At 45.0% G+C, this 15,136-nt stretch carries 11 protein-coding genes; 2 read left to right on the forward strand and 9 right to left on the reverse strand.

Annotated elements, in window-relative coordinates; all coding sequences use genetic code 11:
• Positions 1-56: 56 nt before the first annotated feature.
• From pgsA to QL898_RS02230, 9 genes are all read right to left on the reverse strand, one after another.
• Positions 57-740 carry a CDP-diacylglycerol--glycerol-3-phosphate 3-phosphatidyltransferase gene (pgsA, locus tag QL898_RS02190; protein WP_057758088.1) on the reverse strand — a complete coding sequence of 228 codons (684 nt, stop codon included), beginning with the start codon at positions 738-740 and terminating at the stop codon, positions 57-59.
• A 595-nt stretch (positions 741-1,335) separates the two neighbouring features.
• Positions 1,336-2,529, reverse strand: a complete 1,194-nt coding sequence (locus tag QL898_RS02195) for an NAD(P)-binding protein (RefSeq protein ID WP_290175639.1) — start codon at positions 2,527-2,529, stop codon at positions 1,336-1,338.
• A gap of 274 nt (positions 2,530-2,803) precedes the next feature.
• Positions 2,804-4,765: an acetate--CoA ligase gene (acs, locus tag QL898_RS02200; protein ID WP_290175640.1), complete on the reverse strand. Its 1,962-nt coding sequence runs from the start codon at positions 4,763-4,765 to the stop codon at positions 2,804-2,806.
• Positions 4,766-5,173: 408 nt separating this feature from the next.
• Complete coding sequence (locus QL898_RS02205; RefSeq protein ID WP_057758082.1) at positions 5,174-6,412, reverse strand: ABC transporter substrate-binding protein; 1,239 nt, start codon at positions 6,410-6,412, stop codon at positions 5,174-5,176.
• A gap of 121 nt (positions 6,413-6,533) precedes the next feature.
• The gene (locus QL898_RS02210) at positions 6,534-8,516 is read right to left on the reverse strand and encodes a long-chain fatty acid--CoA ligase (RefSeq protein WP_290175641.1); all 1,983 of its coding nucleotides are present in this window, start codon (positions 8,514-8,516) and stop codon (positions 6,534-6,536) included.
• A gap of 5 nt (positions 8,517-8,521) precedes the next feature.
• Entirely contained in the window at positions 8,522-9,316 is a 795-nt protein-coding gene (locus QL898_RS02215; protein WP_037032897.1) for an ABC transporter ATP-binding protein, read from the reverse strand.
• A gap of 47 nt (positions 9,317-9,363) precedes the next feature.
• On the reverse strand, positions 9,364-10,131 hold the full coding sequence (locus QL898_RS02220; RefSeq protein WP_010196014.1) for an ABC transporter ATP-binding protein: 768 nt from the start codon (positions 10,129-10,131) through the stop codon (positions 9,364-9,366).
• On the reverse strand, positions 10,128-11,225 hold the full coding sequence (locus tag QL898_RS02225; RefSeq protein WP_201548966.1) for a branched-chain amino acid ABC transporter permease: 1,098 nt from the start codon (positions 11,223-11,225) through the stop codon (positions 10,128-10,130). The genes QL898_RS02220 and QL898_RS02225 overlap by 4 nt, the downstream gene beginning before the upstream one ends.
• A gap of 76 nt (positions 11,226-11,301) precedes the next feature.
• Positions 11,302-12,180 carry a branched-chain amino acid ABC transporter permease gene (locus QL898_RS02230; RefSeq protein ID WP_057758078.1) on the reverse strand — a complete coding sequence of 293 codons (879 nt, stop codon included), beginning with the start codon at positions 12,178-12,180 and terminating at the stop codon, positions 11,302-11,304.
• 347 nt (positions 12,181-12,527) lie between these two features.
• On the opposite strand from QL898_RS02230, the gene QL898_RS02235 reads away from it, so the two are divergent.
• On the forward strand, positions 12,528-13,859 hold the full coding sequence (locus QL898_RS02235) for an NAD(P)/FAD-dependent oxidoreductase (RefSeq protein WP_290175642.1): 1,332 nt from the start codon (positions 12,528-12,530) through the stop codon (positions 13,857-13,859).
• Positions 13,860-14,099: 240 nt separating this feature from the next.
• Positions 14,100-15,065, forward strand: a complete 966-nt coding sequence (locus tag QL898_RS02240) for a pirin family protein (protein WP_290175643.1) — start codon at positions 14,100-14,102, stop codon at positions 15,063-15,065.
• Positions 15,066-15,136: the final 71 nt, after the last annotated feature.

A 15,136-nucleotide genomic window follows, 5' to 3' on the forward strand; every position in this document is an offset into this window, starting at 1 on the left:
GCGACTGGTGTTTTTTATTGTTTAAATTTTATGCTAACTATTTTTGTCTTATGGAATTATCCGCTTTGCTTTAAATAAGGCCAAGCAGCTTTTAGATAGATCATCATCGACCATAAGGTAAGTATCACAGCGGCGACCATTAATACATAACCGATGGTTTCAAGCGACTGCCAATTAAGCAGTAGTACGGTAATCGCTACCATCTGAAACGTGGTCTTTAGTTTGCCCACATAAGATACCGCGACGCTAGTGCTTTTACCCAACTCTGCCATCCACTCACGTAACGCTGATACTGCGATTTCACGCGAGATAATGACGATAGCCGCTATCGCCATAATGATATTGGGATGCCACTGTACAAGGACAATGAGCGCTACAGCTACCATCAATTTATCAGCAACAGGGTCCAAAAAGCGACCAAAGGCTGACATGACATTAAGTTTACGAGCAAAATATCCATCAAGCCAATCGGTAATTGCGGCAATAATAAAGACGCCAGTCAATAATAAATGGCGCAACAAACTATCGCTAAACTCGCTCATCCCAACGCGTGCAATGACATTGTCTGAAATCGCAGGCATACCAATACCCATAGCTGGCGGCCAATAGGCAATCGCGACAAATAGCGGAATCATCAAGATACGCGCAATCGTAAGGTTGTTAGGCAAGTTAAAAATACTCTTGGTATTTTGCGAACTTGGCGGTTCTTCCTGCGTATGCAAATGCGTGCTGTCAGTCATGGCAAACCCAGTTTAATATGAACATAATAATGGCAGATAGCTTAGCATTTTTCGGACAAGGCGTCATGCCATCTCTGCAGCGATTGAGTTATCAAAGATATCAAGAAAGGTATCAAGGCTGACTAGATGACCTTCTATCGACATAAGGTATTGAAATTATTGGAAGCCTTTATGAATGATTTCACCATAAAGCTCCGCTACTTACTCTAAATATCAATGCTTCATACCAGTCTTGGCGTCTTTTGGATTTTTACAACGTAATATACTGTAACCAAAACCGCCAGACAGCACTCAATTGCGCTATCATAGCGACTGTACCAGAACACTTGTACACTTAAATCAGTAAATATTAATAGCTAAGTAAATATCTCCACCTATTGTATTGATAATTATTACCCTTATAAATAACAGTAGAGAGCACCAATAATTACAACAACTCTTGACCACGGCCTGTGTAGCTAATACATGACCCGTTTTCCTCAGCCCACAGTACCTCCTCTGTGGGCCTTTTTTTGCTTACATTTTGCTAAATGTTGAGTTTTCGACTGTCCAAATATCGTTAAACGATGCAAAATAATGAGCATGGATATTGCGCTTACTGCGTTTGCATGATTGCTTTAACAGTTTGCTGCGCCATTCGATAGCAGCTCTCAATATTACCTTTTGCACACCAGTCACCACTGACGATCCATTGCTTGGTTGCATCGATTAAGATGCCTAGCTCTTCAGTATCCTTATTTACGATAGTAGCTGCATAGCGCCAACGATGGCAGTCTATTTGGCTAGGTGCGCTGTCCTCATTCCAGTTCAATGCTTGTTTTGCCGCCTGTAATAATTGTTCTTTTACCAACTCAATATCATCATCGACGTGGGATTCTGACCAGTCATTACGTGCATGAATGGTGACACTTGGTAGTAGTTCACCATGAGCAGGCTTTTGATGCTCAATAAATATCCTATCGAGAATAGTGCTATTTAAATAAGCGACATCCCATTGCGGTGTTAGTTGGCCCTTTAATGTTTCAGGTAGCTTTTGTACATCATCCCAACCAAGCATCAGCGTATAGCAGGCTTGCATTTGCGGTTTAGTAATTTTGTCTTGCTGACTAAACTTACTATCTGCCATCAACTCTAACGCCTGACCATTTGGCGCTGTGCAAATAACCCAATCAAACCAGCCCAGACTGGCTCCAGTTTCATCAAATAGCTCAGTTTGCTTGCTGTTTTGATTATAAGTTTGGTTCTGAGACTGCTTCTGGTTTTGAGACTGCAAATACTGAGCAAGCGGTGCGACACGAGTCTTAAATACTATGGTCGTGTGATTAAGCGCAGCGGCCAATTCACGGCCCCAACTGGTCATTTTCGGTGTGCTGATATAGCGTGCATGCACCGCGTCCCATTGTTCTTTGCTTTGGATATTAGGCGGTTGCCCATTTTCACTTGATGGCGTTAACTCAACCACTTCGGCACACCACGGCTGTAGCAACCCTGTATCTAACCAAGGCGCGATAAACTGTTGAAAGTCGGCAGTTTTCGCAGTAAAAAACTGTGCACCGAACGACCATTGCCAGTTTTTATCAGTCTCACTATCGCGGCGATAGCGGGTCGCTAAACGGCCCACACTACGTGATTTTTCAAAGATAGTGATTTGTGGGGTGTTAGATGACGAGCTTGATTGGTTTGACGCGCGCTCTAATAGTGTTGCTGAGAGCAATCCCGTTAGGCCACCACCGATGATGGCGATTTTTGGGTCAGATAGAACAGTTGAGCATGAAGCATGATCAGTCATGATGACAGTAGACCTTATAAAGTATTTATGAGTCGCTACTATATTAAGTATCTAACCTAGTAAGTACCGAGTGACTCGTCAATTGAAATGGTAGCGATGTTATCTTGTTAGTATTATTGAACCTTCAAAATGCGCCAATATCAATATCGTCTACGTAAAAAAGCCATGCTATTCTCGATAACATGGCTCTTATTTAACTTTGATATATGAATATATATTAATGGCTAGTATTGAATCACTATCCTTAATACTGCAGGTTTGTTAGCAGACTGAACTACTCTCCACGGCCCGCTTTGACTTCTTCGACCAAGTCATTAATTACTGAGCTATCGGCAAGCGTAGATAGGTCGCCCAGTCCCACATATTGCCCTGCTGCAAGGTTACGCAAGATACGGCGCATGATTTTTCCCGAGCGCGTTTTTGGTAGTGCATCAACCATATAGATGGCATCTAAAGTCGCAATTGGTCCAATCTCGGCACGCACATGACGTTTTAGTTCTGCTTTTAGATCGTCGGTCTTTTCTTCACCTGACTTTAGAATGATAAATGCACAGATACCTGTACCGCGTATCTCATGCGGCATACCGACAATCGCAGCTTCAGCAGTTGCAGGATGCGCAACCACGGCGCTCTCAATCTCTGCTGTGCCCAAGCGATGCCCTGCTACGTTGAGTACATCGTCGACACGACCAGTAATCCAGTAATGCCCATCTTCGTCACGCTGAGCGCCATCACCTGTGAAATAATGACCTGGATAATCGCTAAAGTAAGTCTTTAAGAAACGTGGATGGTCATTGTAGATAGTACGCATTTGCCCTGGCCAACCGCTACTGATCACCAAGTTACCTTCTGCAGGACCTTCTAAAATAGCACCATCGCTATCAACGATTTCTGGTTTGACGCCGTATAGTGGTGTCATTGCCGCGCCTGGTTTGAGATCGACCGTGCCTGGTATTGGCGCCATTAAGATGCCACCAGTCTCGGTCTGCCACCATGTATCGACGATAGGACATTTACCATCACCAACGACATTGTAGTACCAGTCCCACGCTTCTGGATTGATCGGCTCACCGACCGACCCTAGCAGACGCAAACTAGAACGATCCGACTCTCGAACAAAGGCATCGCCCTCTTTCATCATCGCACGAATGGCTGTTGGGGCGGTATATAGGATAGTCACGTCATGCTTATCGATAATATGACCAATACGTGCCCATGTTGGATGTTCTGGCACACCTTCGAACATTACCGTTGTCGTGCCATTGGCCAGTGGTGCATAGGTTGAATACGTGTGACCGGTAATCCAGCCCACATCTGCCGTACACCAGTAGACGTCATCTTCTTTAATATCGAAAACATCACGGAACGTTGAGATAGCATAGGTGATATAGCCGCCTGTAGTATGCACGACACCTTTTGGCTTACCAGTAGAGCCAGAGGTATATAATAAGAATAGCGGGTCTTCGGCATTCATGACTTCAGGCTCGCAAATCTCTGATTGACCATCGACCAAATTGTGATACCACACATCACGGCGGCCACTCATCGGTATAGAGTTACCTGTACGATGAACGACGATGACTTTTTCGACACTCTCAGTGCCATCCATATCGAGTGCGTGATCGACATTGGCTTTGAGCGGTGTGTGCTTACCGCCGCGTAACCCCTCATCAGCGGTAATAACAACTTTTGAGCGACTATCTATCAAGCGATTGCCCAGACTCTCGGCAGAAAAACCACCAAACACCACTGAATGCACCGCACCGATACGCGCACATGCCAGCATCGCTACCATGGCTTCCGGTATCATCGGCATATACAAGGTGACGCGATCACCTTTTACAACGCCAAGCTTGCGCAATGAGTTACCCAAACGGCAGACAGCTTCATGCAATTCTTTAAAAGAAATGATTTTGTGCAGTGAAGGGTGATCACCCTCCCAGATGATAGCAGGCTTATATGGGTTTTCTTCGAGGTGACGATCAAGACAGTTGACTGAAATGTTCAGCTCACCATCTTCAAACCACTTGATGCGAAAATCATCTAAGTCATAATTGACGTTACTGACCTTGGTCGGTTTTTTTATCCAATCGATTAGCTCAGCACGCTTCGCCCAAAAAGCATCAATTGCTTCGGCTGATTCGATAGATTGCTGGTAGTCTGTAAGGTACTTATCAGGTGTGGTATTGGCAGCAGCCATAAACTCGGCTGAGATAGGAAATGATTTCTGAGTCATAGTGTTGGGTCCCTTTTAATTATTATGACCTACACGGACAAACGTCTATGACGCGCCCCATGTAAGCGATAAGAGTCATCTTCCATAATGTGTGACACTCATCGTTAGTTTGACAAATAAGCGTGACGGTTGCAAGACATCAAAAGCCAAACATAACAATTTCACTGTACATCTGTATGTTTAGGCACAAATAATCTAGTTGCTATAAGGGAACTGACTCATCCCTCTAGTCAATTTCTATTGTCTGTAGCTTACTTTGTATTGAGAAGGGTTTTGGACTTATAAATAATCATAAAATAGTTAACATATAAAATGAGATTATTACCAAACCTAAAGCTTATAACCGACACAAGCCATACTTATGTATGGCTTGCTACTATCGAAAATCCACTAAACATCTAGGATGTATTATTTAAGCTGCGTTACTGTTTTCCATTGACCATTTTGTACTTGTGACAAGTAGATATCATTAATCGCGACATGGCTCTCAGGCGTGATGGCAACTGTAGATCCTGTGACGCCATCGACAAAACTGACAGTCTCAAGACCCTTGTTGAAAGTATCGGCATTTAAGTCAGGACCTGCTGCGGTTAGACCATCAACGGTCACTTTGGCAGCTAGATAACCAAGAATAGCACCTGCTGATACTTCCTCCCCTGTGGCTTTTTCAAACTTCTCAACCCAAGCTTTAGTCTCAGGCTCATTGGCTCTTAATGCCAAATCATTATAGTACGATACAGAGTATAGGCCTTCACTTGCGCCGCCTGGTGCCGCCGCAACTGCAGGATGGAAACCAGTCACAGGAGCGATAAATTTCACATCACTCCAGCCCATAGCGTTTGCTGTACCGACCGCGGTGATAGCGCCGCGAATGGTTAGAGATAAGGCGATAAGCTCACATTTAGCGTCTTTTAACTTGGCCATTGCCCCAGCAAAGTCGGTTTCATCAGGACGATGTGAGCTGGACTGAACTAACGTGACGTTAGGATTGTTATCGCTGATATCCTTAGCCGCCTCATTGGTCTCTTCACCGTAGTCTGACGGAATATACATGACACATAAATTGCTAACTTTGTTTTCGGCAATAAGGTACTCCATACCTAGCTTTATTGAATCATAATAGGTACTACCAGCGGTATAGCGACGATTGAAATCCCCTTCCTCTTGCATAGCCCGAGCAAAAGTGAGCGGCATGATACTAGGAACATTGGCACGATCCATAATAGGGAAGCTCGCTAAGTTGTGCGGTGTACCAAGCGACATCAACATCGCAAACACTTTATCGCGGCTGACCAATTTGTTCGCAGACTGTACGGCCTTTGGTACTTGATAAGAATGGTCCTCGACGATGTAACGAATCTTTCGACCATTGACCCCACCTGCCGCATTCACCTCATCGAAATACATATTGGCGGCGGCGACTGCAGGATTACCAAATCCAGCGAACGGACCTGATAAATCATTTGCACCGCCTAAGATAATTTCAGTATCGGTCACGCCTTGTACTGGCATGTCACTTGTAGAAGTAGATGTAGCAGCTTCAGTATCAGTGCCTGTCGCTGCGGTCGTTTCTGGATCACTACACCCCACTAGACCCATCGTACCGACTGTGAGTGCTAGTAGCGTGGTCTTGAATGTCCATTTCATTGCCTTTCTCCTTGCGACTCCGTCGCTGTTAGTTTGATGCTCTTGAGATTAATACTTTCGAGGTTGAGACGACTTCAAAAAAGCTGAACGGTGCTAAACTAAACTGCATTAACGGGCTAGATCAGTACATAGAGTCGATGAGAGCGTGATGCTTTTTCTCAACCAAATTTCTTTTCAATTTCATCGTCGCGGTCAATTCGTCATCTTCAGGACTGAGCAGCACATCAATAAGCCTGAATTGCTTTATGGTTTCTACCTGAGCTAAGGTCTCGTTAGCAGACTGTACGACGTCATCTATCAAGGCGATAACTTCTGGCGCGTGACACAACGAGCGAAAATCAGAAAACATCACTTGATTGTCTTGCGCATATTTTTCAACGTTTTCTTGATCTATCATGATCAGACAAGTCAAATATTTCCGCTTATCGCCAATGACGACCGCATCTGAGATATAAGGTGAGAATTTAAGTTTGCTTTCAATTGCAGCTGGTGTGACGTTTTTGCCGCCTGCAGTGATAATAATGTCCTTGATACGACCCGTGATGAATATATAACCGTCTCTAATCTCACCGACATCACCCGTATGTAGCCAGCCATTACGTAAGTCCTCAGCCGTTTTTTCTGGCTTATTCCAGTAGCCTGCAAACACGTTCGCCCCTCTTACGAGTATCTCCCCATTATCGGCGATACGGACTTCAGAGTCTGGTAGTGCCTTACCTACGCTGCCAGCCATCTGCGCTTCAGGCGTATTGACCGATATCACGCCCGCACTTTCGGTCATGCCGTAGCCTTCATAGATAGGCACCCCTATCGCATGAAACCAGCGGATAATATCTAGCGATATGGGCGCGGCACCAGTGGTGGCACGGCGAATATTGCTCATACCTATCAGATCACGGATTTTGTATAGCACCAGTCTGTTCCAAAACTCGTAACGCAGTCGCTGACCTGTCGTAGGAGTCTTGCCTGCCATCACGATATCAGCATAGTCATGACCTGCTTTGATAGCTTGATCAAAAGCCCAGCCATTGAGTGCACTGGCGTCGCTACGCATATTACTGATAGAGGCGTACATTTTTTCCCATAGTCTGGGCACAGCGGTAAAAGTATCAGGCGATACCTCTTTCATATTCTCAAATACCGTCTCTGTGCTCTCAGCAAAGTTGACGATACAGCCTCGATGGATAGGCAAATCCACTGACGTTAGACGCTCAAGCACATGGCATAGAGGCAGAAAACACAGCTGCTCATCAGTAGGCAATATAGGAAGAATATCTATGCTTGTTTTTAGCTCAAAGAGGACATTGGCATGCGTTAAGATAGCGCCTTTTGGGTTACCTGTCGTGCCAGAGGTATAGATTAAAGTACGTATGTCATTAGGTGTACCTTGATCGATATAATTGCTAAAACGCTCTCTTGCGTTATCAACACTTCGTCCAATCGTATATAGCTCATCGAGGAAAACAACCTGATCATCCTCTAGGCTACGCAAGCCTTTGCGGTCAAGGACAATGACTTTTTTGACATAAGGTGTCTGTTCACGAACCTCTAAAAACTTATGCAATTGCTCATCGTTTTCTACAATCAGAAACTTTGAGTGGCTGTCATTTAATATATAAGCAAGCTGCTCGGGACTGTCTGTCGTATAGACACCATTAGGTATCCCGCCTACGCCGCAGACACCCATATCAAAATAAAGCCATTCTTTATTGTCTTCACTTAAGATAGAAACGGTATCGCCTTTACTCAGGCCAAGCTCGACGATTGCCATACCGATATCGCAGCTATGATGATAATAGTCTAGCCAACTATAACTCTGCCAAATACCAAAGCTCTTTTCGCGATGAGCAATCCTGTCGCCTCGGCTCAAGCAAACCTGTCGCCAAAGTTTGCTCAACGTATCGCACCCTTCTAGGATTTGAGGTGCATGATCGAAAGGTGCATTGTGTATCTTTCGACCCGTATCGTAATCATAATTTTTAGAATTATCGTAAGACGTTACTGGCGCAGCAGATGTTTCTTTCATGTCTGCCGCATCTGCAGGAGAAAGTGAAGTATTGTTTTCAGTATTAACATTAACATCAATATCAATGGAGGTCGTCATGATTATTATCGCCAAGTCTTTTTGCGTTTCCACCGAGTGGCTTCCGCAGTGTTATCTTTGGTTTGTCCCAAATAGAACTCTTTAATATCATCAGAGTGCATCAATTTGTCCGCTGAGCCTGCCATGACAATACGCCCTGTTTCTAACACGTAACCGTAATCCGCTGCTGCCAAGGCAACTCTGGCATTTTGTTCAACCAGTAAGATCGTCACACCTTGCTCTTTATTTAATCGTCGAATAATGGCAAATATCTCTTGTACTAGTAATGGAGACAGCCCAAGAGACGGCTCATCGAGCAGCATAAGAGAAGGTCGTGACATCAGCCCTCGACCAATAGCTAACATCTGCTGCTGACCACCAGACATCGTGCCTGCAGCTTGTGTACGGCGATCTTTTAGAATAGGAAAATACTCATATATCATCTCGACATCGCGCTGTATCTCAGATTTGTCACGCCGAGTATAAGCGCCCATCGCTAAGTTTTCGGCGACATTCAAAAAAGGAAATACCTCGCGTCCTTCGGGTACGTGCGACAATCCTTTTTTGACCAAGCGATCAGGCTCAGTGCCGTCGATACGCTCACCGTGGAACCATACTGCGCCTTTGCGAGGATTGATGACACCCGAGATGGTCTTCATTAGCGTCGTCTTGCCTGCCCCATTCGCGCCCAAAATCGTGACAACTTTACCTTCCGGCACCTCTAGACTCACGCCTCTCAATGCCATCACTGGACCATAAGCGGATTCTAGATTTCGCACTTCAAGCACGTTGTTCTTTACTTCAGAGTCGACCAAATTCATTTCGGTAGCCGGCGCGGCAGAGGATAGTGATTTTTTAATAGCTGACATTACACACTCTCCTGTCCAAGATAGGCTTCAATAACCTGTGGATTGGCTTGCACCTCAGCTGCCGTGCCCTGAGCCAAAAACTTACCTTCAGCGACGGCCAATACGCGATCTGACACCCGATTCACAAGACTCATGTCATGCTCTACCATCAAGATAGTCAAGCCTAAGTCTTTTTGCATATCCTCGATCCACCATGCCATCTCGGACGTCTCCTCTACACTAAGACCAGAGGCCGGCTCATCGAGCAAAATAAGCTTTGGATTAGCGGCTAGTGCGCGCGCAATCTCGACCACCTTTCTAATGCCGTAAGGCAGACCTGCAATGAGCTTATCTCGATAAGGGGCTAACTCTAAAAAATCTATAATTTTTTCAACTTGCAAACGATGCTCGCGCTCGCTACGGCGCACTTTTGGCAAAAACAATAAGTCCTGTATCCATGACGTATTGCGCTGCGAATGGCGACCGATAAGCAGGTTTTGAAGCACGCTTGAGTGATCAAATAACTCGATATTTTGAAACGTACGGGCGATACCCAATTTTGCGATATCGTGCGCAGGTAGCTTGGTAATATCAGTACCATCAAAGGTAATACGACCACTAAGCGGCTCGTACAAGCGACTGATTAAGTTAAAAATCGTTGATTTGCCAGCGCCATTAGGCCCTACGATAGTGAATACCTCCCCCTCGTTTACCTCAAAACTAATATTATCAACAGCTTTTACACCGCCGAACGCGATAGATAAGGAGTCAACTTTTAATAAGCTCATCGCATACGCTCCGTCTTAAGATAAGTTTTAGAACGGCGAAACAGTCCTTTTCGATATAACGGAAACATTTGAAACCAAGTCCGTATCTTTATCCAAATGCCGTATATACCGCGTGGCTCATAGATAATCATAATGACAATGACTAAGGCAAACAGCGCCGTATCAATACCAGGAATACTGGTGATACTAGAGCCCGCACCTTGACCAACCATATCGCCTAAGATAGCAATCACTTGTGGTAATAAGACAACGACGACAGCACCAAAAAACGCACCATGTATGGAGCCCAAACCACCGATGACAATCTGCAGAAGGATGGTGATAGAGATGATAACGGTGAAGCTCTCATAATTGACTGCTTGTACAAAATGCCCATACATAGCGCCGCCAACAGCGGTAATCGCGCAAGATATGCTAAAAGCTAGCGTTTTGGCTTGCGGTACATTGACGCCAAGCGCGCGGGCGGATACTTCACTGTCTCTGATGGCTAAGAACGATCGTCCAGTGCCGCTTCTGAGTAAGTTGATATACCCTAAGGTAACCAACACCACGAGTGCGAGGCATAAGTAATAAAAGGCTTTGGGCGTGATGTAGCGATCGATGGTGTAGCCAAACAGATTGATAGGAGAGGCAAAGGTGCCAGAGATTCCACCCGTAATAGGCTCAGCTACGATAGCGATGTCCTCAACGATAATACTAAGCGCTAAGGTTGCGATGGCTAAATAGATACCGCTGGTTCGTAGGATAGGTCTGGCGATGATCGCACCGATAACCCCAGTGATGAGTGCGCAGGCAATCAAAGCAGGGAAAAAATTCCACCCTCGAGCCATCAGTGCCATATGGCTAAATGCCCCTATCGCCATAAAGGCGGCATGACCTAAGCTGACCTGTCCGGTGTGCCCGGTCAAGAGCATCAGACCGAGTCCAGAGATTGACCAAATCAATATGGCGCTTAGCTCACTGATATAATAGTTGCTCAATAACCAAGGCGCCATCAGTAGTAGCAAAAGAAGCACGCCATACTTTATAAGTTGGCTTTTGTCATCAAAGATATTGATATCTTGATCATAGCTGTGTTTAAACTGAGCTTTCATGGGCAGTACTCATCCTTGAAAAGATTTGGAGGCCGCTTTGTCATCCTTGAATCAAAGCTGCCTTGGATCAAAGCTTCTATACTTTTTTCTGTTTGACCTGAGAAAAAATACCGCCCGGACGTACGATTAGTACGATTAGCATAACCACATAAGGCGCAATTTGACTAAGACCTAGCGGTAGATAACGACCAGCAAAGGGCTCTATCACCCCTACTAGCAATCCGCCTGCCAGTGCACCAGGCAAGGAGCCTAAGCCACCGATTACCGCAGCGGCGAAGGCCTTGATACCGAACAGTAATCCGACAGAAGGTTCAATGGCACCTTTGGCCGCAAATAGTATTCCAGCAAGTGCGGCAACCACCCCTGACAATGCCCAAACGATACCGTTGACCCGCTTGACAGGAATACCCATATAGTAGGCTGCCATTTGGTTTTGACTACTGGCTTGCATCGCAATACCAAGCCGCGTGTGGGCAAAAAAGAAGTACAAAATGGAGGTTAATGCGATAGTAGATATGATGATAATAATGTCGACATAAGCGATACTCAGTGAGCCTAATGCCAACATCTTGCCTGAAAATGGTGTCTGTAGTGAGACGGGGCTATGTCCCCAGATGACACCAGCGACAAAACGCATCAAGAAACCAAGCGAGATGGTAAGGATGACCATCGCAAATTGCGGTTGACCAAAAATACCACGTAGGATAAAGCGATCAAGTAAGTAGCCAAATGCACCCATGATGACAGCAGCAAAGGTGATGCCTAATAAGAAGGGAAGGTTTGCCTGATCGGCATTGATGAAAGATATGCCTAAAAAGGCACCGAGCATAAGCATGTCGCCTTGGGCGAAATTGACCGCTTCTGAGGCTTTGTAAATGAGTACAAAACCCAGCGCTAACAGCCCATATATACAACCATTAGCAATCCCGCTAATGAGCAGTTGTAGGATATCCATAAAGTCCCTTTTGTCTTAACATTATCGTCCGTGACAATGTTTGAATAAGCGGTTCAATCGACTGACTTTTTCATCAACTACTTGTAAAGAAATTCATTTTCTTCATATCAAAACGACCAGCGTTTTAGTAAGTAATCAACATGGCAGCAGTAGTAGCAAATCATATTCATGTATTCACATTATACCAACTACGAATTGTTGTCTATAGAAAAATCAAAGTTATTCAACGATTTATAGCAAGCGACAAAAGCTATTTATATTACTCACCTAAAAACACCGCCATTATTGGCATGGTATAATTAGCTACTTTATATCGTCTATCCAAACCTATTCTATAAGTCATCATCATGAGTCAAATGTCAAAACAAGCAAAGCCAAGCAATTCATCAGCGGGTAATCCATCGTCAGCCAAAAAATCTACTGATAACCACTATGACGTCATTATCATCGGTGCTGGTGCTTCAGGATTGTATTGCGCACTGACTGCTGGTCGCCGCGGTCGCCGCGTATTGGTGTTAGATCATGCCAATAAAGCTGGCAAAAAGATTTTGATGTCGGGTGGTGGTCGCTGCAACTTTACCAATTACTTTGTGGAGCCTGAGCATTTTATCGGTGCCAATCCCCACTTCTGCAAATCAGCGCTAAGTCGTTACCCGAGTTGGGAGTTTATCGGCATGGTAGAGTCGCATAAGATTGCCTACCATGAGCGCGAACATGGTCAGCTGTTCTGTGACGACTCAGCACAAGATATCTTGTCTATGCTGCTAGATGAATGTGCGGCTGTAGGCGTACAAGTAAAGCTTAATGCTCAGATTGATCATGTCAAAACTGCTGCTCATGATAACGGCGAACGCTTTTATCTAACGACGAGCAAAAAGCTTGGTAAAAAAGACATCGCGAGCGGCACTCAATCTACGCAGATACGCTATAGCTGTGAGTCTTTAGTTGTCGCTACTGGTGGTCTGTCTATCCCGACCATGGGAGCAAGTGGTATCGGCTATGAGTTGGCACAGCAGTTCGGGCATACGCTTGTGCCTACTGACGCCAGTCTTGTGCCGTTTACTTTCACTGACAAAACAGGCGATCTCATCCGCGCTTTGGCTGGTATCAGTCTGCCAGTTATTGCCAGTAACGAGCGTATCTCTTTTAAATTGCCCGTCCTATTTACCCATCGCGGTCTCTCTGGCCCTGCCATGCTACAGCTATCCAACTATTGGCAGACTGGCGAAACCATCAGTATCAATCTGTTGCCTGAGAGTGACGTCACTGAGCTTTTACTGACTCGTAAAAAATCACACCCACGCCAACTGATTCGTACCGTATTGGCAGAAAATACAGATAACGCATTACCCAAGAAGCTATTGGCAGCATTACAGACGCATCTGTGGGAAGACATCAAAGATACAGAACTTGCTAATATCAAAGACGAGCGACTTACAGAACTTGGTGCTACGCTCAATGGCTGGCAGCTCAAGCCCTCTGGTACGGAAGGCTATCGAACGGCTGAGGTCACACGCGGCGGCGTCACAACCGACGAGGTATCTTCCAAAACGATGCAAAGCAACTTGCAAGATAACTTGTACTTTATCGGTGAGGTACTCGATGTGACTGGCTGGCTTGGCGGTTATAATTTTCAATGGGCTTGGGCCAGTGGTTTTGTCAGTGGTGAAGTCGTCTAATAACTTCAATAGCCTCCCTATCTATAGCGATAATAGTAGCTTTAATGACTGTCAGCATTTGGATAATCGATCAGTATACATATAATTACTGACAGTATGTTTGATGATAGTTGAGGGGTTTTAACAGTAATCTTAGAGAGCAATGAGAATAAACACAACATAAGTCTATTTTCATAGTAGAATTAACGTAAGGCATTCATCCTATTGATAGCAATGCCACTTAGACTTATGAGGTAATCCATGCGTTCAATCAAGCATATTCATGGTGATAAAAAACCGCATTGGGTAGGTGACGGCTTTTTTGTAAAAACCCTAATCAATCATCTCGATAATCATCCTGATTTTAACTATAGCCATACCGATCCTTTTTTATTATTTGACTACGGTCAGCCCACGACCTTTTCGCCCAATCCTAATTATAAGCTGCAACCGCATGGCATCGGACTGCATCCACACAAAGGTTTTGAGACTGTAACCATCGCTTATTCAGGTGAGATTAGCCATGCAGACTCGACCGGTGGGCGCGGCGATATTTTAGAAGGTGATGTACAGTGGATGACTGCGGGTCGCGGTATTCTGCACGAAGAGTTCCACTCTGAAGCCTTTGGGCAACGTGGCGGTGTTTTTAGTATGGTGCAGTTATGGGTTAACTTACCAAGCGCCCACAAACTGACCGACCCCAAATATCAATCTATCAAACGTGCTGATATGCCTATCGTTGATCTGATAGACAATAGCGACGAGCAAACTGTCATTGGCCAAGCCGCCATTATTGCCGGTGACTGGCATGGGATAGCGGGAGCAGCAACGACCTTTACGCCAGTCAATATGTGGGATATCGAGCTACATAAAGCAGGTACAACCTCGCTACAAGTACCGAAAACGCATAACACCCTACTGCTGGTACAAGAAGGTCAAGTATTGGTCAACGATACAGCCGTCAGTGCAGGTAGCCTAATAGAGTTTTCAGCGCCTACTCGAAATCATGTAGGCACTCAATCTGAACATTTATCCTTACCTACGACTGATACTATCGAATTGACCTACCCTGCAACTACCGATGAAGACACACCTATCAAATTGCTACTGCTAAGCGGCGAGCCAATCGGTGAACCAGTCGCAGGTCACGGTCCCTTTGTCATGAATACTCAAGAGGAACTACGTCAAACCTTTCGTGATTATCAAATAGGCATTTTCGGTAAATAATTAAAGTCTAAGCGTAAAAAAAGCCGCTCAACTATCGATAGTTAAGCGGCCTTTTTATGTTGCGTTATTTA

This window comes from Psychrobacter sp. APC 3279, from assembly GCF_030407795.1.
Lineage (GTDB): Bacteria > Pseudomonadota > Gammaproteobacteria > Pseudomonadales > Moraxellaceae > Psychrobacter.

What these genes read in the sequence shown, in the direction of transcription:
- QL898_RS02195 (WP_290175639.1), bottom strand. Translation starts at nt 2,529, where the DNA reads ATGACTGATCATGCTTCATGCTCAACTGTTCTATCTGACCCAAAAATC.
- acs (WP_290175640.1), bottom strand. Translation starts at nt 4,765, where the DNA reads ATGACTCAGAAATCATTTCCTATCTCAGCCGAGTTTATGGCTGCTGCC.
- QL898_RS02205 (WP_057758082.1), bottom strand. Translation starts at nt 6,412, where the DNA reads ATGAAATGGACATTCAAGACCACGCTACTAGCACTCACAGTCGGTACG.
- QL898_RS02230 (WP_057758078.1), bottom strand. Translation starts at nt 12,180, where the DNA reads ATGGATATCCTACAACTGCTCATTAGCGGGATTGCTAATGGTTGTATA.
- QL898_RS02240 (WP_290175643.1), top strand. Translation starts at nt 14,100, where the DNA reads ATGCGTTCAATCAAGCATATTCATGGTGATAAAAAACCGCATTGGGTA.
- QL898_RS02235 (WP_290175642.1), top strand. Translation starts at nt 12,528, where the DNA reads ATGAGTCAAATGTCAAAACAAGCAAAGCCAAGCAATTCATCAGCGGGT.
- QL898_RS02215 (WP_037032897.1), bottom strand. Translation starts at nt 9,316, where the DNA reads ATGAATTTGGTCGACTCTGAAGTAAAGAACAACGTGCTTGAAGTGCGA.
- QL898_RS02210 (WP_290175641.1), bottom strand. Translation starts at nt 8,516, where the DNA reads ATGACGACCTCCATTGATATTGATGTTAATGTTAATACTGAAAACAAT.
- QL898_RS02225 (WP_201548966.1), bottom strand. Translation starts at nt 11,225, where the DNA reads ATGAAAGCTCAGTTTAAACACAGCTATGATCAAGATATCAATATCTTT.
- QL898_RS02220 (WP_010196014.1), bottom strand. Translation starts at nt 10,131, where the DNA reads ATGAGCTTATTAAAAGTTGACTCCTTATCTATCGCGTTCGGCGGTGTA.
- pgsA (WP_057758088.1), bottom strand. Translation starts at nt 740, where the DNA reads ATGACTGACAGCACGCATTTGCATACGCAGGAAGAACCGCCAAGTTCG.